Raw genomic sequence first — 22,949 nt, forward strand, 5'->3', positions numbered from 1 at the left:
TGAGGCGCCCCGCCCGCAACAATCCACGCATGCCCAATAAATACTTCAATAAAATTGAAGTATGGAGACGCTTGACCTGGACCTGCTGCGCACCCTGGCCGCCATTGCCAGCCACGACAGCTTTGCCGCCGCCGCCGTGCAGATGGGGCGCACGCAATCGGCCATCACCCAGCAGATGCAGCGGCTGGAGGAGAAGATCGGCCACGCGCTGTTCGAGAAGCAGGGCCGGCAAAAACGCCTCACCGACCATGGCCAGCGCCTGCTGGGCTATGCGCGCCACATGCTGGCCATCCACGACGAGGCGCTGCGCAATCTGCAGCACCGCCAGGTGCAGGGCCTGGTGCGCATTGGCGCGCCGCACGACGCGGCCGACAACATGCTGCCGCCCGTGCTGCAGGAGATTGCGCTGAACTTTCCGGGCATGCAGATCGACATCCATGTGGGGCGCAGCCCGTTCCTGATGGAGTCGCTCAAGCAGGGCGAGCTGGACCTGGCCATCTCCAACCGGGAGGACGAAGGCTTCGAGGGCTTTGCCCTGCGCTCCACACCCACGGTGTGGCTGTGCGGCGCGGGCTATGCCCATGACCCGGGCAAGCCCGTTCCCCTGGTCATGGCCGACGGGCCCAGCATCTTCCGGCGCCTGGGCTGCGATGCGCTGGATGCGGCCGGCATCGCCTGGACGCCGCGCCACACCTGCACCAGCCTGGTGGGCATACGCGCGGCCCTGCGCGCCGGCCTGGGCGTGACGGCGCGCGGCGTGGAGCAGCTCGACCCGGGCCTGCGCGTGCTGGGCGCGGGCGACGGCATGCCGCCGCTGCCGGACCTGGCCTACCGCCTGTACATCCGCAGCCATGTGATCAGCCCCGTGACACGCCAGATCTTCGAGAACCTGCAGGCCCGCATGCGCCAGCCGGCGGGCTGAGCGCCGGGGCGCTTGGCGCGCGGCAGTGCTGGATGTGGCGGCGCTGGATGTGGCGGCGCACTTGACTGCGCCGCTTGTAATGGGACTTATTCTCAAATAACATCCGCGCCACCGCCGCCGCCTCTGCCGGCGTTTTTCGAGCCTTTCCAGGCCCCGTGCCATGCCATCTCCCACTCTTGCCCGCACCCATGACTGGTTCCGTGACTGGTTCCGTGACTACGGGCCGCTGATCTCCCGCATCCTCGCCGCGCTGTTTGGCGGCTACGCCGTGGCGGCGCTGGCCAGCGTGGCCGTGCTGGCCCTGCCCGCAGACCGCACGCAGGCGGCGATCTCGGGCACCTTGCTGAGCTTTGCCGTCTATGCGGGCGCGGTGATCTGGGTGTTTGCCGTGCGCAGCGCCTGGCGCGCCTGGGCCGGGCTGCTGGTCGCCGCCCTGGTACTCGCGCCTGCCGCGTGGTGGACCTGGGGCAAGGGGCTGGGCGCATGAGCAAGAACACCCCGGACACCACGAACACGGCCGGCAAGTCTGCCAAGCCCGCGAAAGCCGCCAAGCCCGGGAAAGCCGCCAAGGCGCCCGGCATCCGCCAGACCATGTCCGACCTGCACACCTGGGTCGGCCTGCTGCTGGGCTGGTTCCTCTACGCCATGTTCCTCACGGGCACGGTGAGCTATTTCAGGAACGAGATCACGCAGTGGATGCAGCCCGAGCAGCCGCACCAGAGCCAGGCGAGCGAGCCCGCGCTCGTGGCCCAGCGTGTGGGTGACGCCGTGGCGCGCCTGGCACCGCAAAGCCCTCGGTGGCTGATCAACCTGCCCGATGAACGCAGCACGGTGGCCACGGTGTTCTGGAGCCCTCCCGAAGGCCAGGACAAGCGCCGCTTCGAGAACGGCCGCTTCGACCCGGCCACCGGCACGCGCCTCGAAGGCCCGGTGCGCGAGACGCGCGGCGGCGAGTTCTTCTACCGCTTCCACTTCCAGTTCCACTACATGCCCGTGCTCTGGGGCCGCTATCTGGCGGGGCTGTGCGCCATGTTCATGCTGGTGGCCATCGTCAGCGGGGTGATCACGCACAAGAAGATCTTTGCCGACTTCTTCACCTTCCGCTGGGGCAAGGGGCAGCGCTCCTGGCTGGATGCGCACAACGCGCTGTCGGTGCTGGGCCTGCCCTTTCACCTGATGATCACGTACACCGGGCTGGTGACCCTGGCCCTGATGTACATGCCCTGGGCCAGTCTGGCCACGACCATGACGCCCGAGCAGCGCGTGGTGGCCGGCCAGCAGCTCAGCGCCTTTGTTCCCGCAGGCAAGCCCTCGGGCCAGGCCGCGCCCCTGGCACCGCTGGCCGACATGGTTCGCCAGGCCGAGCAGCGCTGGGGCGCGGGCCAGGTGGAACGCCTGAACGTCAACCTGCCCGGCGATGCCAATGCGCGCGTGACCGCCATCCGCGGCGAGAACGGCCGCGTCTCCATCAGCCCGCAGTTCATGATGTTCGACGGCGTCAGCGGCCAGCTGCTGCAGGCACAGGACAGCGTGGGCGCCGCCGCCGAGACGCGCGGCGTGCTCTATGCGCTGCACATGGGCCGCTTCGGCGACCTGCCCACGCGCTGGCTGTACTTCATCGTCAGCCTTGCGGGCACGGCCATGGTGGGCACGGGACTGGTGCTGTGGAACGTGAAGCGGCGCAGCAAGCTGCCCGACCCGGAAAGGCCGCATTTCGGCTTCCGGCTCGTGGAACGGCTGAACATCGCCACCATCGCCGGCCTGTCCATCGGCATGGCCGGCATGCTCTGGGCCAATCGCCTGCTGCCGGTGGAGATGGCGCAGCGCGCCGAGTGGGAGGTGCACGCCATGTTCATCGCCTGGGGCGCCACCCTGTTCTGGGCGATGGGCCGGCCCGCCAAGCGGGCCTGGATCGAGTTGCTGTGGGCCGGCGCCGCCGCCCTGGCCCTGCTGCCCGTGGTCAACGCGCTGACCACGGAGCGCGGCCTGATCACCAGCCTGCGCGCGGGCGACTGGGTGTTCGCGGGCATGGACCTCATGCTGCTGGCCCTGGCAGCACTGCATGCCCATCTGGCCCTGCGCACCCAGCGCCACCAGCCCAAGGCCAAACCGGTGCGCGCCGCCCGGCCCGCGCCCAAGGCAGCCGCCACGGCAGTGGCCGCCGCAGCGGAGACCAGCGCATGAGCATGGCCCATCTGTTCTGTCAGCTGCTGGCCCTGGGCGCCTTCGCCTGCCTGGCCCTGGCCATGGACCGCCACCAGAGCGACCTGTTCGGCAAGGAACTGCCACCCGCCCGCACCCGGCGCCTGCGCGCGGCCGGCTGGGTGCTGCTGGCGCTGTCGCTGTGGGCGGCGCTGCAGGTGGAGCCCTGGTCGCTGGGGCTGGTGTCCTGGTTCGGCCACATCGCCGCCGCAGCGGCCATCGTGCTGCTGTCCATGGTGGCGCGCGAGCGCCTGCGCTGACGGCCCTCCCGGCGCCTTCAGAGAAACATGCCGCCCGAGGCCTCGATGCGCTGGCCCTGCACCCAGCCCATGCCGGGCTGCAGCAGGGCGGCCATCACGGGGCCGATGTCGTCGGGCTGGCCCACGCGGCCCAGTGCCGTCTGGCTGGCCAGGGCCGCGCCCATCTGCGCATCGTCGCGCACACGGCCACCGCCAAAATCCGTGGCAATCGCGCCCGGCGCCACCGTGTTGACGCGAATGCCGCGCGCCCCCAGCTCGCGCGCCAGGTAGCGCGTCAGCACCTCCACCCCGCCCTTCATGGATGCATAGGCCGCATAGCCCGGCTGGGTGAAGCGCGTGAGGCCGCTGGACAGGTGGATGATGCTGCCGCCGTCGCGCAGCAGGGGCAGCAGGTGCTGGCTCAGGAAGAACGGCGCCTTCAGGTGGATGGCAAACAATTCATCGAACTGCGCCTCGGTGGTGGTGGCGAATGGCGCGTTGATGCCGATGCCGGCGTTGTGCACCAGCGCATCAAGGCGGTCGGCCTGCCAGGTATCGGCCAGCGCCTGGCGCACGCGGGCCGCAAAGTCCGCAAAGCCCGCGCTGCGCGCCACGTCCAGCTGCAGGGCGGCGGCCCGCCCGCCCAGCGCCTCGATGGCGGCCACGGCGGCCTGGGCCTCGTCGGCACGCTCACGGTAGGTCAGCACCACGTCAAAGCCCTGGCGCGCCAGGTGCTCGGCCGTATTGCGGCCCAGGCCGCGGCTGCCGCCCGTGACGAGGACGATGCGGCGGGCGGCAGGGGAAGAAGCGGTCGAAGGAGAAACTGTCATGGCGGACCTCGTTAGGTGGTTTGCAATGACAGCGACTGTATTGAAGGTCGATTTTTGGATAAATTGGCTGTTTCTGATTTATTTGTTCGCCCCATGCAAACAATCAAGCTTCTGGAGCAGATGCAGATCTTCAGCCGCGTGGCCGAGATGGCCAGCTTCACGCGTGCGGCCGACAGCATGGGTTTGCCCAAGGCCAGCGTCTCCCAGGCCGTGCAGCAACTGGAGGCACGGCTGGGCACGCGGCTGCTGCACCGGACCACGCGGCGCGTGCAATTGACCCAGGATGGCCAGGCCTGCTACGAGCGCTGCCAGGACCTGCTGGCCGACGTGGACGAGTTCCAGGGCCAGTTCCAGCAGGCCGGCGACGCGCCGCTGCAGGGCAAGGTCCGGCTGGACATGACCACGGGCCTGGCGCGCCACGTCGTCATGCCCTTGCTGCCGCAACTGCTGCAAAGCCATCCGGCGCTGGAGCTGGAGCTGAGCTGCACCGAGCGCCGCGTGGACCTGGTGCGCGAAGGCTTTGATTGCGTGCTGCGCCTGGGCCCCGTGGACGAGCCCGGCCTGGTGGCACGCCCGCTGGGCCTGGTGGCGCTGGCCACCTGCGCCAGCCCCGGCTATGTCCAGGCCCACGGGCTGCCCGCCACGCTGCAGGATCTGGGCGGTCACCGGCTGGTGCACTACCAGCGCACGCTGGGCGCGCGGCCGCTGGGCTTCGAGTACGAGGAGGATGGCCAGCCCCGGTACCTGCCGATGACGGGCGCGCTCACCGTGAACAATGCCGAGGCCTATCTCGCGGCCTGCCAGGCCGGCCTGGGGCTGATCCAGGTTCCGCGCCTGGCCGTGCAGCCGCTGCTGGACGCAGGGGAACTGGTCGAGGTGCTGCCCCGCCACCCGCCGCCGCCCATGCCGCTGCACCTGATCTACGCCCAGCGCCGCCAATTGCCGCGCCGCGTGCGCGTGCTCATGGATTGGCTGGCCGAAGCGGTCCTGCCCTGGACGCTTGGCGCTGGCCCGGCCGAAAAGCCCTAGCGAGCGCTGCAGCGATTCAGCCAGCGTCATTTTGCTTATCACTAATCCGTATCAAGACAAAGGTTCGCGCCTGCCCCTTTTGACGCCATTTACCGGACAATAGCGACCTTGCCCCGGTCACCGGCCGCCACGAAGCAGCGGCAACGCGCACACCGCGCCTGCCCCCTGTGCTTCCCGCCACCGCGTGCCTGAATGGCACTGACCTCTCATTGCAACGTCCCGGCGGGCACTGCCTGCCCCGAATTCACCGTATTGCCAACATGAGTGCTTTTCTTGAAGAACGCGTGCTGTCCGTCCACCACTGGACCGACCGCCTTTTCTCCTTCACCACCACCCGTGACACCGCGCTGCGCTTTTCCAACGGCCATTTCACGATGATCGGGCTGAAGGTCGACGGCAAGAACCTGCTGCGTGCCTACTCCATCGCCAGCCCCAACTACGAGGAGCACCTCGAGTTCCTGTCGATCAAGGTGCCCGACGGTCCGCTGACCTCGCGCCTGCAGAACATCCAGGTCGGCGACACCATCCTCGTCGGCAAGAAGCCCACGGGCACGCTGCTGATCGACTACCTGCTGCCCGGCAAGAACCTGTACCTGATCGGCACCGGCACGGGCCTGGCCCCCTGGCTGGCCGTGGCCCGCGACCCCGAGACCTACGAGCGCTACGAGAAGGTCGTCGTCGTGCACGGCGTGCGCCACGCCAGCGAGCTGGCCTACCAGGAGCTGTTCGAGAAGGAACTGCCCGAGCATGAATTCCTCGGCGAAATCGTCAAGGACAAGCTGGTCTACTACCCCACCGTGACGCGCGAGCCCTTCCGCAACCAGGGCCGCATCTCCAACCAGATCACGGCCGGCACCTTCCCGCAGAACATCGGCCTGCCCGAGCTCAATCCCGAGACCGACCGCGTCATGCTGTGCGGCAGCCCCGCCATGCTGAACGAACTCAAGGAGCTGCTGGAGCACCGCGGCTTCAAGGAAGGCAACACCACCACGCCTGGCGACTTCGTGGTCGAGCGCGCCTTCGTCGAGAAGTAAAGCCCACGACACCCCGCGGCGGGGCGGCTGCCGATAATCGGCGCATGCCGCCCTCCCGCACCCCGCCGCCCCAGCCCGGCGACGATGACCGCAACTTCATCGTCGCCCTGGCGCGCGGCCTTGATGTCCTGTCCTGCTTTCGCTCCGGCGAAAAGCTGCTGGGCAACCAGGACATCGCCAGGCGCTGCGGACTGCCCAGGTCCACGGTTTCGCGCCTCACGCACACGCTGACCACGCTGGGCTACCTCATCCACGTGCCCGAAGAGGGCAAATACCGACTGGGCACAGCCACGCTGGCCCTGGGCAGCGCCATGCTCTCGCGCCTGGACGTGCGCCAGATCGCGCGCCCGCTGATGCAAAAGCTGGCCGCCACCACCGATGCCGAGGTGGCCCTGGCCGCACGCGACCGGCACAACATGGTCTACATCGAGCACTGCCCCAGCGCGCGCTTCACGCACCGCGACCTGGACATGGGCTCGCGCATCCCCCTGGCCACCACGGCCGTGGGCCGCGCCTGGCTGGCCGCCAGCCCCGCATCCGAGCGCCAGCGCGCGCTGGACTACCTGCAATCACACGCCCCCGAGCAATGGGCCGCCGCCCAGGCCCAGCTGCCGCTGTGGCCCGGTGCCAGCACACATCCGCAACCCTGGCTGTCGTGCTCGTTCGGCGACTGGCAGCCCGAGGTCAACGCCATCGCCCTGGCCTTCTCGCCGGGGCGTGGCCTGCCGCTGATGGCCGTCAGCCTGGGCGGGCCCTCGCGCTTTGTCACGGCCGATGCGCTGCGCCAGGACGGCGTGCCTGCGCTGCAGCGCATGGTGCGGCGGCTGCAGCAGGACATAGACCGCGCCTGACCGCAGACCGGGCCTGGCCGGTTGTCCCGCAGGCGCCCGCACAGTACCCGCACAGTAGCCAAGACGACAGCGCGCGCCGCCCTGGCGCCCTAGCATGGAGGGCGTTGCTCAACCATCAGGAAACCAAGGCAGGAGACACCCAGCATGAGCGTGAAAGCACTGTTCAACCTCACCGGCAAGACCGCCCTCATCACCGGAGGCTCGCGCGGCCTGGGCCTGCAGATGGCCGAGGCGCTGGGCGAGATGGGCGCCCGCCTCGCCATCACGGCGCGCAAGTCCGATGAACTGGCCGAGGCCAAGGCCCACCTGCAGGGCCTGGGCTACCAGGTCGAGACCTTCACCAACGACCTGCAGAAGTTCGACACCATCCCCGCCCTGGTCGATGACGTGCTGACGCGCTGCGGCGACATCGACATCCTCGTCAACAACGCCGGCGCCACCTGGGGCGCCAAGGCCGAGGAATACCCGGACGAGGCCTGGAACAAGGTCATGAACCTCAACGTCTCCGCACCCTTCTTCCTCACCCGCGAAGTGGCCAGGCGCGTGATGATCCCCAAGGGCCAGGGCAACGTGATCATCACGGCCTCGGTCGCGGCCTTCAAGGGCACGCCGCCCGGCATGAACACCGTGGCCTACAACACCTCCAAGGCGGCCGCCGTGCACCTGGCGCGCACCCTGGCCTCGGAATGGGGCCACTACGGCATCCGCGTCAACTCCATCTGCCCGGGCTTTTTCCCCAGCAAGCTGGCCAACGGCCTCATCGACAAGCTCGGCGACCAGCTCATCGCCCGTGCCCCGCTGCGCCGCATCGGCGGCGAGGAGGACCTCAAGGGCGCCGTGGTCTACCTGGCGTCCGATGCGTCTCGGCACATGACGGGGCAGGCGTTGGTGCTGGATGGTGGAGCGAGCTTGTTGTAAACAACGCAGCCCTGCAATGAGAAAGGCCCCTGTACCGCGGTGCAGGGGCCTTTCTTACTTGAGCCGCTGCGCAGCGGCTCAGCATGTCTTCTTCAAGCCTGCAGGGCAAAGGGCTCGATGGACTCCAGATCGTCGCCTATGGCCTCGCGCGCGATATCAGCGTCGTACTGGCTTTGCAGATTCATCCAGAACTCCACGGACGTGCCGAAGAAGCGCGCAAGGCGCAGCGCCGTATCCGCGGTGATGGAGCGGCCGTTCTTGACGATGGCCGCGATGCGTGTCTGCGGGACATGGATGGCCTGGGCCAGGCGGTATTGCGTCAGGCCCATGGGCTCCAGGAATTCAGTGGCCAGGATTTCGCCTGGCGTGGGGAGGTTCAAAGGTTTGTTCATGGTCAGCACTCCTGCGCCAGATCCAGGATCAACGCTTTCGCTTCAGTGGTAATCGACGATCTCCAGCTCACTCGGGCCTTCATGGGTCCACACAAAGCACACGCGCCACTGGTCATTGATGCGGATGCTGTGCTGCCCCTTGCGATCTCCGTGCAGCGCCTCCAGCCGGTTTCCGGGCGGGACCCTCAAGTCCTGAAGCACATGAGCGGCATGCAGCATCCGAAGCTTGCGCAGCGCAACCACTTCAATGCTGCTCCACCGACGAACCCGCCTCTGCTGGAACAGTTGCTCGGTGTCGGGGCACTTGAATGACTGGATCGTCATGGAAGCAAATAATAACGCATCGCGTCAGTAACGTCAAACGTAAGTACCGGGCCACTGAGTCCACAAGAAAGCGCCTGGGCCAGATCAAGCTGGCACCAGGCGCTTTCGGTCGAAAAACTGAGCGGCGCTCTACTTGTTCGCCACCGTCATCACCGCCTCAATCTTGCCGTCGCGCACAGCGGCACCGCGTTCCGTGGTCAGGGTTCCGCCGCGCTCATCCACACCCTTGACGCCGCCGGGGTTCACGTCGGGGCGAAGGGATTTGTAGGCCTCGTCGAGCTTGGCGTGGATGGCCTTGGTGTCCGAGGCCGAGCCGGCCAGCTGCATGGCCTTGACGGTGGCGTGCACGGCCGTGTAGTTCCACTGCGCCTCCGAGCCGGGGATGCGGCCCGGGTAGACCTTGCCGAAGCGTTCGACGAAGGCCTTGTTCTCGGGCTTGGTGTCCTCGGAGACGGGCATGACGCCGATGGCGCCTTCCAGCGGCGCATAGCCGCCGACCACGCGGGCCATTTCGTCGAGCTTGGCCTGGTCCATGACCACGAAGCCACCCTTGAAGCCCAGCTCGCGCGCCTGCTTGACGACCAGGGCCGTGGGCTCGGAGGCACCGCCCACGAAGAGCACGTCGGGCTTCTCGGCCAGGGCCTTGCTCACGCCGCTGTAGAAGTCGGTGGCGCGGTTGTAGCTCATGGCGTTCTCGGCCACCACGGTGCCGCCCAGCTTTTCCCAGCCGGGCTTGAAGGCGGCGACCCAGGCCTTGGCGTAGTCGTGGTCGGCGCCCACCAGGGCCACCTTCTTGCCGAAGCGGCCCATCACGTACTTGGAGAACGGGTCGATGTACGAGGTGAACTCGGGCGGGATGCGCAGGGTCAGCTTGTTGCCCCGGTTGGTGATCTGCGGCACCGAGCTGTAGGCCAGCACGATGAAGTTGCTGCGCTCGTTGGTGGTCTGCAGCGCGAAGATGCCGCCCGAATGCGGCACCAGGATGGCCGCCGTCTTGTGCTGCTGCACCAGGCGCTGGGCATTGATCGCGGTCTCGGACGGGTTGTACTTGTCGTCCAGCGGCACGATCTCGATCTTGACCTTCTTGCCACCGATCTCGGGAGCTGCGGCATTGATCTCGGAGACGGCCATCTGCATGCCGTCGAGCACGTTCTTGCCGTACTGGGCAGCGCCGCCCGACAGCGGGCCGGAGTAGCCGATCTTGACCACCTCCTGCGCCAATGCAGGGCCGGCGGCGGCCACGGCGGCGCAGGCCAGGGCCAGCGTGCCCACCCTGCGGCGGGTCAATGGTGCGAATGCTGTCATGTCTGTCTCCTTGGATAGTGAAGAACGAATCGCTGCTGACGCAACGCATAAATCCGGCGCAGCCCAGACCAGGGACGCCGAGCAAGGGCCGCCCCGCAGCGAGGGCGTCGTCCCCCTCCCTCGCGAAGCGAGAGAGAGGGGGAAGCCGCGCAGCGGCTCAGGGGGTGCAGTGTCATCTCATGCGCCGATGTACGCCTTGCGGATGGAGTCGTCGGCCAGCAGCTCGGCCGGCTTGCCCTCGCGCACGATGCGGCCGCTTTCCATCACATAGGCGCGGTGCGCGATCTTCAGCGCCGCATAGGCGTTCTGCTCGGCCAGCAGCACGGTGGTGCCAGCGGCGTTGATGCGCTGTATGGCCTCGAACATCTGCTTGATGACCAGGGGCGCCAGGCCCAGCGAGGGCTCGTCCAGCAGCAGGGCCTGGGGCCGGCCCATCATGGCGCGGCCGATGGCCACCATCTGCTGCTGGCCGCCCGACAGCGAGCCGGCCGGGTCGTGCTGCTTCTCGCGCAGGATGGGAAACAGCTCCATCACCTCCTGCAGCGTCTTCTGGCTGGGGCCGGGGTCGCGGCGGTGCACGTAGGCGCCCAGCTGCAGGTTGCGCAGCACCGACATCTGGGGGAACAGCTTGCGCCCTTCGGGGCACTGCACCACGCCTGACTGCACGATGGCCGAGGGCTTGCTGCCAGCCAGCTCCTTGCCATTCCAGACGATGGAGCCGCCAGCGGCCTTGTGGATGCCGCTGGCCGTGAGGAACAGCGAACTCTTGCCCGCGCCGTTGGCGCCCAGCAGCACCACCAGCTCGCCGCGGTCGGCATGCAGGCTGACCCCGTCCAGCGCCAGGAAGCTGCCGTAGCGCAGCGACACGTTCTCAAACTTCAGCATGCTCGCTCCCCAGGTAGGCATCGATGACGGCGGGGTTGCGGCGTATTTCCTCGGGCGTGCCCTCGGCGATCTTCTCGCCGTAGCTGAGCACCAGGATCTTGTCGGCCAGGCTCATGATCATGCCCATCTTGTGCTCGATCAGCGCCACCGTGATGCCGTGGCGCACCAGCTTGCGGATCAGCTCGGCCAGGCCCTCGGTCTCCTCGGGGTTGACGCCGCCGGCAGGCTCGTCGAGCAGCATCAGCTTGGGGTCGGTGGCCAGGGCCAGCGCGAAGGCCACGCGCTTGCGCTCCTCCTGCGTGATGTCGCCCGCAATGCGGCCAGCCACATGCGACAGGCCCACGAAGTCCAGCGCGTCGCGCGCCTTTTCGCGGCACACGCGCTCTTCCTCGCGCAGGCGGCTGGAGCCGCGCAGCACGTCCCACAGGCCTGAGCGCGTGCGCAGCCGGTGGCCCACGATGAGGTTGTCCAGCACCGTGGCGCGGTCGAACAGCGCCGTGGTCTGGAAGGTGCGCGCCACGCCCAGTTTCGCCACCTGGTCGGTGCGCAGCGAGGTCACGTCCTGGCCGTTGAAGGTGATGGTGCCCGAGGTGGGCTTGTGCACGCAGCTGATCAGGTTGAAGAACGTGGTCTTGCCCGCGCCGTTGGGGCCGATGATGGCGTTGATGCGGCCTTCCTCGATCACGGTGCTGACATCGCTCACGGCGGCCAGCCCGCCGAAGGTCTTGGTCAGGTGGTCAATCTTGAGCATGCGGCTTGCCCTCCTTTGCATTGCGGCGCGCGCGCCATGCGGTGAAGCTGCCCACCACGCCGTAGGGCATGAAGATCACCAGCATCACGAGAATCGGGCCGAAGACGATGAAGCGGTACTCCTGCAGGAACTGCAGGTACTGCGTGATCCAGGGCATGCCGATGGCGCCCAGCAGCGGCCCCAGCACCGTGCCCATGCCGCCGACCATGGCGAAGATCATCATGTCGAAGGTATGGTGCACGCCGGCCATGTCGGGACCGATGAAGCGCACGAAGCCTGCGTACAGGCCGCCGGCCACGCCCGCGTAGACCACGCTCAGCATGAAGGCCAGCACCTTGTTGCGCATGAGGTTGATGCCCAGGGCCTCGGCCAGCTCGTCGCTGTTGCGGATGGCCATGAAGGTGCGGCCCAGCAGCGACCGGACGATGCGCCGCATCACCCAGACCGAGGCCACGAGGAAGGCCAGCACCAGGTAGTACAGCGCCAGCGGCGACTCGAAGCTCAGCGCGCCCAGGGCCTCGGGCGCGGGGATGCCCATGATGCCCACCGTGCCGTGGGTCAGGCCCTCCCACTTCTCGATCACGAGGAACATGATGTAGCCCACGCACAGCGTGAAGATCGAGAAGTAGTGCCCCTTCAGGCGCAGCGAGACGATGCCGATCAGGTAGCCCAGCACCGCGCACACCACGCCCGACATCACCAGCCCGCCCCAGAACGGCCAGCCATGGTCCACCGTGAGGATGCCCACGGTATAGGCGCCCGCGGCCATGAAGCCTGCGTGCGCCAGATTGAGCTGGCCCGTGTAGCCCGTGATCAGGTTCAGGCCCAGCGTGGCGATGGCGAAGATGTAGGCCGTGCTCATCACCGTGAGGTGGTAGTCGTTGCCCGCCAGCCAGGGGAAGGCGATGCCGGCGGCCAGCAGCAGGCCCCAGGCAACGCGGGAGTCGATGAATCCGTTCATTCAATGACTCCTCTTGGCGAACAGGCCCTGCGGGCGCAGCGACAGGATCACCACCAGCAGCACGAAGGCGATGATGTCCTTGTAGTCGGTGGAGATGTAGTAGGCGCCGAAGCTCTCGGCAAAGCCGATGATCAGCCCGCCCAGCACGGCGCCCGGGATGCTGCCCATGCCGCCCAGGATGATGATCACGAAGGCCTTGGTAATGACCAGGTGGCCCATGGCCGGATAGACCAGGTTGATGGGCGCATACAGCGTGGCCGCCACGGCCGCGAGCACGCCCGAGATGGCAAAGGTCAGCATGGATACGCGGTTGGCGTCGATGCCCACCATGGATGCGCCTTCTCGGTTCTGCGCCATGGCGATGATGGTCGCGCCCGTGATGGTGCGCGTCAGGAACAGGTGCAGGGCCACCATCAGCGCAAAGGCCGCGCCGATGATCAGCAGGCGCTGCGCGGGCGCCGTGATGCCGCCCATCTCCACGATGGAGGTGTAGGGCGTGGGCATGCGCTGGAAGTCCGCGCCCCACAGCGCCTGGGCGCCCGCTTCCAGGAACAGCAGCAGCCCGATGGAGGCGATCTTGGGATGCAGGGGCGAGGCCTTGCGCAGCGGATGGAAGATCAACCGCTCGCTGACGATGCCCAGCACCGCCACCGCGATGGCTGCGGTCAGCATGGCCGCCCAGTAGCCCCAGCTCCAGGCCACCATGGCCTGGAAGGCCACGAAGGCGCCGATCATGTAGAAGCCGCCGTGCGCGAAATTGGGCACGTGCAGGATGCCGTAGACCAGGGTCAGGCCCAGGGCCACCAGGCCGTAGATGCCGCCCAGGGTCAGGCCGTTGAGCACTTGCTGCAGAAAAACGTCCATTCAACGCCTCCTGCGGAAAGGCGCGGCTCGGCGCCCGGCCAGGGTCTGTGCTTGCATTGTCTTGTCTCCTTTGCATGGCCGGCCGGCGCGGCGCGACAACGCATGCGGCAGACAGGCAAGGCCAGCTTAGGAGGGGGGCGGCGCCACGATCAACCCGAAGATTCCGCACAGCGGAATTCACCTGGGAAACCCCGAGACCCTCAGGCCCCCGCCAGTAACCTAGATGACAGCCGCGCTCAGATGGACAGGGCCGGCAAGTTGGCGGGCAGGCCCTGCATGGAGCGCTGCGTGTGCTCGGCCACGAAGTCCAGGAAGCTGCGCACGCGCGCCGGCATGAACTTGCGCGTGGGCAAGGTGGCGTAGAGCGTGAAATGGCCCGTGGTCCATTCGGGCAACACATGGCGCAGGCGGCCCGAGCGCAGGTGGCGCGCAATCAGGTCCAGCGGCTGGGTGCTGATGCCCGCGCCGTCCAGCGTGGCACGCAGCAGCGTGCCGGTGTGGTTGGCCACCAGCACGGGCTGCACGGCCACCTCGGCCTCGCCCGCGTTGCCATCGAGCCGGCGCAGGCGCAGCACGTCGGAGCGGCCCTGGGCGCGGCGGCGCAGCAGGCACTGGTGGCCCGCCAGATCCTCGGGCACGGCGGGCACGCCATGGGCGTCCAGGTACTCGGGCGAGGCGCAGGCCAGGCCGCAGGTGGTGACGATGGGCCGCGCCACCACGTTGCTGTCATAGCCCTCCTCGGCGTTGAGGAAGGTGATGTCGTACTCGCCCACGGCGGCCTCGCTGGCCGACTCCACGAAGACCTCGATGCAGATGCGCGGATGCAGGCGGTGGAAGTCCGCCACCAGCGGCGCCAGCACATGCTCGGCAAACACGGGCGGCGTGAGCACGCGCACGGCGCCCGACAGCTCCAGCGTGTGCGCCTGCGCCAGGCTGAAGGCATCCTCCACATCGGCCAGGATGCCGCGCACGCGCTCCAGATAGGCCTCGCCGGCCTCGGTCAGCGACACGCTGCGCGTGGTGCGCTGCAGCAGCCGCGTGCCCAGGTGCTGCTCCAGGTCGGCCACCAGGCGCGTGACCGTGGGCACGGACATGTCCAGGCGACGCGCCGCCGCCGAAAACCCGGCCTCGTCGGCCACGGTCTGAAACACCCGCATGGTCTGCAATCGGTCCATGTTGTCCTTGGCCCCGGGCCTCGGTGCCCGGGGACTTTCGCTGCATTGTTCCACTCCCAAACGCCCTGCGCCGCGGCTTTGCGGGCCGCGGCGCAGGCGTTCATCTTCGTCGAAATGCAGCCGCTCAGCCCTTGCCGTCCGAAGTGTCCCTGGCCTGCGCTGGACCGGCGGGCGGCGCCCAGCGGATGGGGTGGGTGAAGCGCACCTCGGCGTCGCTGAAAGCCTTGGCCGTGGCGGCCGACAGCAGCAGGATGGCCGACGAGAAATAGATCCACATCAACAGCACCACCAGCGAACCCGCCGCGCCATAGGCCGAGACCACGGCCGCCGTGGACAGATACCAGGCCAGGGCCTGCTTGCCCAGCGTGAACAGCAGGGCGCCGACGATGGCGCCGAAGATGAGATAGCGCAGCCGGGGCTTGGGGCCGCTGCCGATGCGCATCAGCCCCACGAAGAGCAGCACGGCAATGCCGAAGGACACGCATTCGTTGATCAGGCTGATCAGCGGCCCCAGCGGCTGCATCTGCAGCTTGGTGCCGGCCCAGTTGGTGATCAGCTGGATGGCCGTGGACAGGGCCATGGACACCAGCAGCAAGAAGCCCAGCGCCAGCACATAGGTCAGGCCGCGCAGCCGCAGCGCAGCCATGCGCCACCACACGGCCTTGGGCGGCGGTGGCTCGCCGTTCGAGGTCCAGAGCTTTTCCAGCGCGGACTGCAGCTCCACGAACACACCCGTGGCGCCGGACATCAGCAGGATGAAGCCGAACAGCGAGGCCAGCCGCCCCTCGTCGGGCCGCTGGGCGCTTTCCAGCGCGCCGCGCACCACCTGGGCACCGCGCTCGCCGATCACGTCCTGCACCTGGTCGATCAACTGGTGCTCCACATAGCTGCGGTCCACCCACCAGCCCAGCAGGCCGACCAGCAGCAGCAGCAGCGGCGCCAGGCTCAGGATGCCGTAGAAGGACATGGCGGCGCTCATGCGCAGGCCATCGGCGTCCAGCCACAGCTGCACGGCATTCCACATGGCGCGCAGCGGGTTCAGTTCCATCAGGCGCTGCAGGCGTGCGGACCAGGGCGAGGCGGGGGGAGTTTCCGGGGTATCTGAGGGCATGGCCCCCATTGTGCGCAGCGGCGCACCAGCGCCCTGTCAGCCTGTGCCGACAGGGGCCTGTGTGCGCGGCTCAGGTCACGGGCGCTGGATTGAACAGCACCAGGGCGTTGTGCAGCTTCCACTGCTCCGCCCAGGTCTTCCTGCGGCCGCTGGCCACGTCCAGCATCAGGCGGAACATCTCCCAGCCCACGTCCTCGATGCTGGCCTGGCCTTCGGCGATGCGGCCCGCGTTCACGTCCATCAGGTCATGCCAGCGCCGCGCCAGGTCGCTGCGCGTGGCCACCTTGATCACGGGCACCTGGGCCAGGCCGTAGGGCGTGCCCCGGCCCGTGGTGAACACATGCAGGTTCATGCCGGCGGCCAGTTGCAGCGTGCCGCAGATGAAGTCGCTGGCTGGCGTGGCCGCATAGACCAGGCCGCTTTGGATGCCCCGGTCGGCCAGCCGCTGGCCCGGCGACAGCACGCCGGTGATGGGCGCCGTGCCGCTCTTGATGATGGAGCCCATCGCCTTCTCGACGATGTTGGACAGGCCGCCCTTCTTGTTGCCCGGCGTGGTGTTGGCGCTGCGGTCCACGCGGCCCTTGTCCAGGTAGGCGTCGTACCAGGCCATCTCCTCGATCATGGCCTGGGCCACCTCGGGGCTGGAGGCGCGCGAGGTGAGCTGGTCGATGCCGTCGCGCACCTCGGTCACCTCGCTGAACATCACGGTGGCGCCTGCGCGCACCAGCAAATCGGTGCAAAAGCCCACGGCCGGGTTGGCCGTGACGCCGCTGAACGCATCGCTGCCGCCGCACTGCACGCCCACCACCAGGGCGCTGGCCGGCACGGTCTCGCGCCGGCGCGCGTTCAGCCGCTCCAGATGCACCCTGGCGCTGCCCATGATGGAGTCCACCATGGACATGAAGCCCACATGCGCCTCGTCCTGCAGGCAGACCACGTCCAGCGCGGGCTCGCGCTCATCGACGATGGGGAAGGACCCCGGCGGCAGCAGCCGCTCGGGCTGCAGCTTCTCGCAGCCCAGGCTCACCACCATCACCTCGCCGCCAAAATTCGGGTTGTGGCTGATGTTGCGCAGCGTGCGCTGCGGAATCTCGGCGCCCACGGCATCGATGGCCACGCCGCAGCCATAGCTGTGCTCCAGGCCCACCACATCGTCCACATTCGGATAGCGCGGCAGCAGCTCGGCCTTGATGCGGCCCACCGCGAAATCCAGCACCCCGGCCACGCACTGCACCGTCGTGGTGATGGCCAGGATATTGCGCGTGCCCACCGTGCCATCGGCATTGCGGTAGCCCTCGAAGGTGTAGCCCGTCAGCGGCGGCAGCTCGGGCGGCTGCACCGTGGCGATCGGCAACCCCTCAAGAGACAGTGCCCCCGGCATGCGCAGCAGCCGCTCATGCACCCAGCTGCCCGCGGCAATGGCCTGCAGCGCATAGCCGATCACCACGTTGTAGCGGCGCACCTCGCCGCCCTCGGCAATGTCCACCAGCGCCACCTTGTGCGCCTGCGGCACCTTGTCGACCAGCACCAGCCCCCCGGGCATCACCGTGCCCGCAGGCAACCCCCCGTCATTGGCCACGATGGCCACGTTGTCGGCCGGATGCATGCGGATGGAAAGAGGAAGTGGGGTACTCATGGCAATGTCTCAATTTTCTAAAAGGCTGGCACTACAGCAGTAAAGCAGTTGGCACAGCCTGCGCGACTGGCGCGGCCCAAGGCGAGGGACACCGAGGAAGGGCCGCCCCGCACCGAGGGTGTCGTCCCCCTCCCTTGCGAAGCAAGTAGAGAGGGGGAAGCGGCGCAAGCCGCTCAGGGGGTGCTTTATTTACTCTGCTTTTATTCCAGCAGCCTTGATCACCTTCCCCCACTTGACCACCTCGGCCTTCTGGTACTCGCCCAGCTCGGCCGGCGTCATCTGCGAGGGCAGCATGCCGAAGTTCTTCAGGCGCGCCTGCACCTCGGGCGTGGCGACGATCTTCATGATCTCCGCATGCAGCCGGTCCACGATGGGCTTGGGCGTGCCTGCGGGCGCAAACACTGCCTGCCACGAGCCCATGTCGAAGCCCTTCTCGCCGGCCTCGGCGATGGTGGGCACATCGGGCAGCGACTCCAGGCGCCGCGAGCTGGTCACGGCAATGGGGCGCAGCTTGCCGGCCTGCACATGGGGGCCGACGACCAGGGCGGTGTCGAACATCATGTCCACCTGGCCGCCGATCACGTCCTGCACGGCCGGGCCGCTGCCCTTGTAGGGCACGTGGGTGAACTTCACGCCCGTCTGGTAGCCCAGCAGCTCCAGCGCCATGTGGTTGGAGGTGCCGCTGCCCGGCGAGGCCGAGGTCAGGCCGCCCGCCGCTGCCTTGGCCTTGCTGGCGGCCAGCACGTCGGCCAGCGTCTTGTAGGGGCTGGAGGCCGGCACCACCAGCACCAGCGGGCCCGAGCCCAGCATGGCCACCGGCGTGAAGGACTTGACCGGGTCGTAGTCCAGCTTGGCGTACAGGCTCACATTGATGGCGTGCGAGCTGATGGTGCCGCCCAGGATGGTGTAGCCATCGGCCGGTGCGCGCGCCGCGATGGCCGAGCCCACGCTGCCGCCCGCGCCGCCCTTGTTCTCGATCACCACGGGCGTGCCCAGGGCCTTGCTCAGCGGCTGGGCGATCACGCGCGCCAGCGTATCGGTATTGCCGCCAGGCGGGAACGGCACCAGGTAGGTGATGGGCTTGCCCGTGGGCCAGTTGCCCTGCGCGGCGGCGGGCATGGCGGCCAGGGCCGTGCCCAGCAGCAGGGCGCTGGCGAGGGAATGTTGGATGAGTGTGCGGCGTTGCATGGTGCTTGTCTCCGGGAAGGGCTTGTCGTTGGAATGGTGTGAAAGCGGGTTCAGAAGCGCGGCTGGTGGCCGGTGAACGCGGGGTTGTACTTGCGCATCTGCCCCAGGTCGTCGCGGTTGCGGATGCCGCAGTGCAGGTAGTTGTCGTGCAGGCGGCCCAGGGCCTCGCGGTCCAGCCGCACACCCAGGCCGGGCGCCGTGGGCACGCGCAGGCTGCCCTGCTCGAACTGCAGCCGGCCGCCCTCGACGACTTCCTCGTCCTGCCAGGGGTAATGCGTGTCGCAGGCATAGGTCAGCAGGGGCACGCTGGCGCACAGGTGCGTCATGGCCACCAGGCTGATGCCCAGGTGCGAGTTGCTGTGCATGGACAAGCCCAGGTCGAAGGTGCGGCAAAGCGTGGACAGGCGCTGCGTGGCGCGAAGCCCGCCCCAGTAATGGTGGTCGCTGAGCACGATCTTCACGGGGCAGCCCATGTCGGCGTTGCGGCGGAATTCGGCAAAGTCCGTCACCACCATGTTGGTGGCCAGGGGCACATCGCACTCGCGTGCCACGGCGGCCATGCCGTCCAGGCCGGGCGCCGGGTCCTCGTAGTACTCGAGCACGCCCTGCAGCTGCTGCACGATCTTCAGGCTGGTCTCCACCGTCCAGTTGCCATTGGGATCAATGCGCAGCGGCGTGCCTGGAAAGGCATCGGCCAGCGCCAGGATGCCGGCCGCCTCCTGCTCGGGCGGCAGCGCGCCGGCCTTGAGCTTGATGCTCTTGAAGCCGTACTGCGCAATCATGCGCCGCGCCTGCTCCACCAACTGCTGCGGCGCCAGGGCCTCGCCCCAGGCGTCGGGCGAAGAATCTGGTCCATAGGGCCTGTCGATGTGCTCGGCGTACTTGTAGAACAGGTAGGCCGAGAACGGCACGCTGTCGCGCGCGGCGCCGCCCAGCAGGTCCACGATGGGGGCGCCCGCCATCTGGCCCTGCAGGTCCAGCATGGCCAGCTCGAAGGCGCTGACCACCTTGGCCACCGTCTTGGACACATGCGTGCCCGGCGCCAGCGACACCTGCTGGCCCAGGAATTCGGAAGCCGTCAGCGCAGGCGGCGCCACCAGGGCCGCGACGCGGACCTCCATCTCGTTGAGCGCCCAGGGGGACAGCCCCACCAGCGCGGGCGCGGCCTTGGCCAGCGCATCGAGCATGGGCTGGTCGCCATAGCTTTCGTTGATGCCGACCAGGCCCGAGGCCGTCTCGATCTCGATGATGGAGCGCAGCGCCCAGGGCTCGTGGATGCCGGCGGCATTGAGCAGCGGCGGATCGCGGAAGGCAATGGGCGTGATGCGTATGTGGCGGATCGCGTGGGTCGCGTGGGTGGTGCTCATCTGGAATGCGGGTTCAGGAGGATCAGAAAAAGCTCGATAGCGCGGACGTCTTGTGATACGTTGTCGTACAACTTGGAGCGATTATGATCAGCACCATGGAAAGTTCGGCAAAGGGATTTCCCGCATCACCCCCAACGATCGAGCTTCCCCTGCGAGGAAAGTCCGGTCGCAGCGGCCGCAATCTGGCCGCCCTGCTGTTCGACGAGTTTGCGAGCAAGATCCGCAACGGCCTGCTGGCCGAAGGCGAGAAGCTGCCCACGGAGTCGTCGCTGGTGCAGACCTACGAAGTCAGCCGCACCGTGGTGCGCGAGGCGCTGTCGCGCCTGCAGGCCTCGGGCCTGGTGGAGACGCGCCACGGCATAGGCACCTTCGTGCGCGCCGCCCAGCCCGCATCCACGCTGATGCTCAATGCCGACGAGCTGACGGCCGCCGTGGACGTGATGGCCGTGCTGGAGCTGCGCATCAGCCTGGAGACCGAAAGCGCCGGCCTGGCCGCGCTGCGCCGCAGCCCCGAGCAGCTGCAGGGCATACGCATGGCGCTGCAGGCCTTCGAGATCGCCTTTGCGCGCGGCGAGGACACGGTGGCCCATGACCTGGCCTTCCACACCCAGATCGCCGAGGCCACGGGCAACCGCTACTTCGGCGACATCCTGCGGCACTTCGGCGCCCAGCTGATTCCGCGCACGCGCATCGCCTCCATCCACCAGCCGCAGCGCGACCCCGACTATCTGCGCCGCGTCAACCGCGAGCATGAGGAAATCCTCGCCGCCATCGAGCGCCAGGACGCCGACTCGGCCCGCGCGGCCATGCGCATCCACCTGACCAACAGCCGCGAACGCCTGCGCCTGGCGCAAAAGACCAGCGCCGCCTGAGTGCCCCCATGGGCCTTTCGGGGCCCATGGCTTTGCCACGGGAATTCAGACAACCAAGGGAAAACCCTTTATCACTGCTTGCAGATCTCGGTTAAAAATCGGCTCCAGTTGTACGACAACTGACAACATAAAACCCGGAGACAAGAGCATGACCCTGAGCCGAAAGCAGTTCCTGCGCGCCGCTGGCGCCACCGCCCTCGTGGCCACCGGCGCCGGTGCGCTGGCCCAGAGCAACTGGCCCACGCGCCCGCTGCGCCTGGTGGTGCCCTACCCGCCGGGCGGCAGCTCGGACATCATTGCGCGCGCCATCGGCCCGCTGCTGTCGGCAGAACTCAAGCAGCCCGTGGTCATCGAGAACAAGCCCGGCGCCAACGGCAACCTGGGCGCCGACATGGTGGCCAAGGCCCAGCCCGACGGCCACACGCTGATGCTGTGCGACCTGGGTGCGCTGGCCATCTCGCCCTCGCTCTACACCAAGCTGTCCTTCGACCTGTCCCGGGACCTGCGCGGCACGGCCATGCTGGCCTACTCGCCCCACCTGCTGGTGGTCCACCCCTCGGTGCCGGCCAACAACCTGCAGGAGCTGGTGGCCCTGTCCAAGAAGGAAGACCTGAGCTTTGCCGTCACCGCCACGGGCAGCGCCCCGCACCTGGCCGGCGTGGAACTGGCGCGCGCCACGGGCGCCCGCTGGGAATACGTGCCCTACAAGGGCGGCGTGCAGTCCATCCAGGACACGGTGGCAGGCCAGACCCAGGTGCTGATGAACGGCATGCTGGCCACCTACCCCCATGTGCAAAGCGGCAAGCTCAAGCTGCTGGGCCTGTCCAAGGGCACGCGCATGCCGCTGGCCGCCAACGTGCCCACCATCGCCGAGCAGGGCGTGCCCGGCTTCGAGACCGGCACCTGGCAAGGCGTGGTCGTTCCCGCCAAGACACCCGAGGCCGTGGTCCAGCGCCTGCATGAGGCCCTGATCACCGCCATCCGCTCGCCCGAGGTGCGCGCCCGCCTCACGGGCCAGGGCGCCGAGGTCGTGACCATGAACCCCGCCGAGACCGCGCGCTTCCTGACCACCGAACGCCAGCGCTGGCAAAAGGTCGTGCAGACCGCCGGCCTCAAGCTCGACTGATTCCACCCTTTTTTCTTTCTTCCCCACCCTTATTCCCGAGAGCACCATGACCCCCCAAGACCTCAAAGACGTGATGAGTTCCGGCCTGCTGTCCTTCCCCGTGACGGACTTCGACAGCAACGGCAACTTCAATGCCAAGGGCTATGCGGCCCGCCTCGAATGGCTTGCCCCCTACGGCGCCAGCGCACTGTTCGCGGCCGGCGGCACGGGCGAGTACTTCTCGCTGTACGGCGAGGAATACGGCCAGATCATCAAGACCGCCGTGGACACCTGCCGCGGCAAGGTGCCCATCATCGCGGGCGCCGGCGGCCCCACGCGCACGGCCATTGCCAATGCCCAGGAAGCGGAGCGCCTGGGCGCCCACGGCGTCCTGCTGCTGCCCCACTACCTGACCGAAGCCGGCCAGGAAGGCCTGATCGCCCATGTGGAGCAGGTCTGCAAGAGCGTGAAGTTCGGCGTCATCGTCTACAACCGCGACCGCACCCGCTTCACGCCCGAATCGCTGGCCATCCTGGCCGAGCGCTGCCCCAACCTGGTGGGCTTCAAGGACGGCATGGGCAACATCGAGACCATGTCCGCCATCTTCATGAAGATGGGCGACCGCTTCGCCTACCTGGGCGGCCTGCCCACGGCCGAGGTCTATGCGGCCGCCTACAAGGCCCTGGGCACGCCGGTGTACTCCTCGGCCGTCTTCAACTTCATCCCAAAGACGGCGATGGCGTTCTACGAAGCCGTGCGCACCGACGACATGACCACGCAGCACAAGCTGCTCAAGGAATTCTTCATGCCCTACCTGAAGATCCGCAACCGCGTCGAAGGCTACGGCGTGAGCATCATCAAGGCCGGCGCCAAGCTGGTCGGCCACGACGCAGGCCCCGTGCGCGCCCCGCTGACGGACCTCAAGCCCTCCGAGCTGGAAGAGCTCAAGGCCCTGATCGACAAGCTCGGCCCGCAATAAGCCACAAGA

24 protein-coding genes are annotated in these 22,949 nt (G+C 67.9%); 11 read left to right on the top strand and 13 right to left on the bottom strand.

All coding sequences use genetic code 11. The features are described 5' to 3' along the window. The first annotated feature begins 61 nt into the window (after positions 1-61). The 4 genes from JHD82_RS11480 to JHD82_RS11495 all read left to right on the top strand — a co-directional run bounded on the left by JHD82_RS11480 (position 62) and on the right by JHD82_RS11495 (position 3,384). On the top strand, positions 62-922 hold the full coding sequence (locus tag JHD82_RS11480; protein ID WP_013800147.1) for a LysR substrate-binding domain-containing protein: 861 nt from the start codon (positions 62-64) through the stop codon (positions 920-922). Positions 923-1,082: 160 nt separating this feature from the next. Then, a complete protein-coding gene (locus JHD82_RS11485) occupies positions 1,083-1,409 on the top strand; it encodes a DUF3649 domain-containing protein (protein WP_199136555.1) in 327 nt (108 codons plus the stop codon). Beyond that, positions 1,406-3,106 carry a PepSY domain-containing protein gene (locus tag JHD82_RS11490; protein WP_199136556.1) on the top strand — a complete coding sequence of 567 codons (1,701 nt, stop codon included), beginning with the start codon at positions 1,406-1,408 and terminating at the stop codon, positions 3,104-3,106. Before JHD82_RS11485 ends, JHD82_RS11490 begins: the two co-directional genes overlap by 4 nt. Next, positions 3,103-3,384, top strand: coding sequence for a DUF3325 domain-containing protein (locus tag JHD82_RS11495; protein ID WP_183021253.1), 282 nt, complete (start codon positions 3,103-3,105; stop codon positions 3,382-3,384). Before JHD82_RS11490 ends, JHD82_RS11495 begins: the two co-directional genes overlap by 4 nt. A gap of 17 nt (positions 3,385-3,401) precedes the next feature. On the opposite strand, the gene JHD82_RS11500 is transcribed toward JHD82_RS11495, so the two are convergent. Further along, on the bottom strand, positions 3,402-4,193 hold the full coding sequence (locus JHD82_RS11500) for an SDR family NAD(P)-dependent oxidoreductase (RefSeq protein WP_199136558.1): 792 nt from the start codon (positions 4,191-4,193) through the stop codon (positions 3,402-3,404). Between the two features lie 93 nt (positions 4,194-4,286). Between JHD82_RS11500 and JHD82_RS11505 the strand changes: the two genes are divergently transcribed. From JHD82_RS11505 to JHD82_RS11520, 4 genes are all read left to right on the top strand, one after another. After that, positions 4,287-5,222, top strand: a complete 936-nt coding sequence (locus JHD82_RS11505) for a LysR family transcriptional regulator (protein WP_013800142.1) — start codon at positions 4,287-4,289, stop codon at positions 5,220-5,222. A 260-nt stretch (positions 5,223-5,482) separates the two neighbouring features. Next, positions 5,483-6,256 (top strand): ferredoxin--NADP reductase, encoded by a 774-nt coding sequence (locus JHD82_RS11510; RefSeq protein WP_012202207.1) that lies wholly within the window; start codon positions 5,483-5,485, stop codon positions 6,254-6,256. 44 nt (positions 6,257-6,300) lie between these two features. Next, complete coding sequence (locus tag JHD82_RS11515) at positions 6,301-7,107, top strand: IclR family transcriptional regulator (RefSeq protein ID WP_012202206.1); 807 nt, start codon at positions 6,301-6,303, stop codon at positions 7,105-7,107. 144 nt (positions 7,108-7,251) lie between these two features. After that, on the top strand, positions 7,252-8,025 hold the full coding sequence (locus JHD82_RS11520; protein ID WP_012202205.1) for an SDR family oxidoreductase: 774 nt from the start codon (positions 7,252-7,254) through the stop codon (positions 8,023-8,025). A 92-nt stretch (positions 8,026-8,117) separates the two neighbouring features. Here the strand turns inward: JHD82_RS11520 and JHD82_RS11525 are convergent, their stop codons facing one another. The 12 genes from JHD82_RS11525 to JHD82_RS11580 all read right to left on the bottom strand — a co-directional run bounded on the left by JHD82_RS11525 (position 8,118) and on the right by JHD82_RS11580 (position 19,984). Then, positions 8,118-8,417, bottom strand: a complete 300-nt coding sequence (locus JHD82_RS11525; RefSeq protein ID WP_013800141.1) for a HigA family addiction module antitoxin — start codon at positions 8,415-8,417, stop codon at positions 8,118-8,120. A 42-nt stretch (positions 8,418-8,459) separates the two neighbouring features. Beyond that, a complete protein-coding gene (locus JHD82_RS11530; protein ID WP_013800140.1) occupies positions 8,460-8,741 on the bottom strand; it encodes a type II toxin-antitoxin system RelE/ParE family toxin in 282 nt (93 codons plus the stop codon). A 129-nt stretch (positions 8,742-8,870) separates the two neighbouring features. Continuing rightward, complete coding sequence (locus tag JHD82_RS11535; protein WP_013800139.1) at positions 8,871-10,046, bottom strand: ABC transporter substrate-binding protein; 1,176 nt, start codon at positions 10,044-10,046, stop codon at positions 8,871-8,873. A gap of 177 nt (positions 10,047-10,223) precedes the next feature. Continuing rightward, complete coding sequence (locus JHD82_RS11540) at positions 10,224-10,931, bottom strand: ABC transporter ATP-binding protein (RefSeq protein ID WP_043823207.1); 708 nt, start codon at positions 10,929-10,931, stop codon at positions 10,224-10,226. Next, the gene (locus JHD82_RS11545) at positions 10,918-11,682 is read right to left on the bottom strand and encodes an ABC transporter ATP-binding protein (RefSeq protein WP_012202201.1); all 765 of its coding nucleotides are present in this window, start codon (positions 11,680-11,682) and stop codon (positions 10,918-10,920) included. The genes JHD82_RS11540 and JHD82_RS11545 overlap by 14 nt, the downstream gene beginning before the upstream one ends. Continuing rightward, positions 11,669-12,643 carry a branched-chain amino acid ABC transporter permease gene (locus JHD82_RS11550; RefSeq protein ID WP_012202200.1) on the bottom strand — a complete coding sequence of 325 codons (975 nt, stop codon included), beginning with the start codon at positions 12,641-12,643 and terminating at the stop codon, positions 11,669-11,671. The genes JHD82_RS11545 and JHD82_RS11550 overlap by 14 nt, the downstream gene beginning before the upstream one ends. Continuing rightward, positions 12,644-13,507 (bottom strand): branched-chain amino acid ABC transporter permease, encoded by an 864-nt coding sequence (locus tag JHD82_RS11555; RefSeq protein WP_043823209.1) that lies wholly within the window; start codon positions 13,505-13,507, stop codon positions 12,644-12,646. 236 nt (positions 13,508-13,743) lie between these two features. After that, positions 13,744-14,682 carry a LysR family transcriptional regulator gene (locus JHD82_RS11560; RefSeq protein WP_199136560.1) on the bottom strand — a complete coding sequence of 313 codons (939 nt, stop codon included), beginning with the start codon at positions 14,680-14,682 and terminating at the stop codon, positions 13,744-13,746. 124 nt (positions 14,683-14,806) lie between these two features. Beyond that, on the bottom strand, positions 14,807-15,793 hold the full coding sequence (locus JHD82_RS11565) for a YihY/virulence factor BrkB family protein (protein WP_043780293.1): 987 nt from the start codon (positions 15,791-15,793) through the stop codon (positions 14,807-14,809). 70 nt (positions 15,794-15,863) lie between these two features. Further along, positions 15,864-17,429 carry a galactarate dehydratase gene (gene garD, locus JHD82_RS11570; protein WP_047474984.1) on the bottom strand — a complete coding sequence of 522 codons (1,566 nt, stop codon included), beginning with the start codon at positions 17,427-17,429 and terminating at the stop codon, positions 15,864-15,866. A gap of 189 nt (positions 17,430-17,618) precedes the next feature. Further along, complete coding sequence (locus tag JHD82_RS11575; protein ID WP_063327751.1) at positions 17,619-18,617, bottom strand: tripartite tricarboxylate transporter substrate binding protein; 999 nt, start codon at positions 18,615-18,617, stop codon at positions 17,619-17,621. Between the two features lie 50 nt (positions 18,618-18,667). Beyond that, positions 18,668-19,984 carry a glucarate dehydratase family protein gene (locus tag JHD82_RS11580; RefSeq protein WP_199136562.1) on the bottom strand — a complete coding sequence of 439 codons (1,317 nt, stop codon included), beginning with the start codon at positions 19,982-19,984 and terminating at the stop codon, positions 18,668-18,670. A gap of 83 nt (positions 19,985-20,067) precedes the next feature. On the opposite strand from JHD82_RS11580, the gene JHD82_RS11585 reads away from it, so the two are divergent. The 3 genes from JHD82_RS11585 (at position 20,068) to kdgD (ending at position 22,940) form a co-directional block, all read left to right on the top strand. Next, entirely contained in the window at positions 20,068-20,856 is a 789-nt protein-coding gene (locus tag JHD82_RS11585) for a FadR/GntR family transcriptional regulator (RefSeq protein WP_012202192.1), read from the top strand. A 148-nt stretch (positions 20,857-21,004) separates the two neighbouring features. Then, positions 21,005-21,982 carry a tripartite tricarboxylate transporter substrate binding protein gene (locus tag JHD82_RS11590; RefSeq protein WP_013800130.1) on the top strand — a complete coding sequence of 326 codons (978 nt, stop codon included), beginning with the start codon at positions 21,005-21,007 and terminating at the stop codon, positions 21,980-21,982. Positions 21,983-22,028: 46 nt separating this feature from the next. Continuing rightward, entirely contained in the window at positions 22,029-22,940 is a 912-nt protein-coding gene (kdgD, locus tag JHD82_RS11595; protein WP_199136564.1) for a 5-dehydro-4-deoxyglucarate dehydratase, read from the top strand. Positions 22,941-22,949 lie beyond the last annotated feature (9 nt).

The sequence above is a fragment of the Delftia sp. ASV31 genome (genome assembly GCF_016428765.1).
Classification (GTDB): Bacteria; Pseudomonadota; Gammaproteobacteria; order Burkholderiales; family Burkholderiaceae_C; genus Comamonas; species Comamonas acidovorans.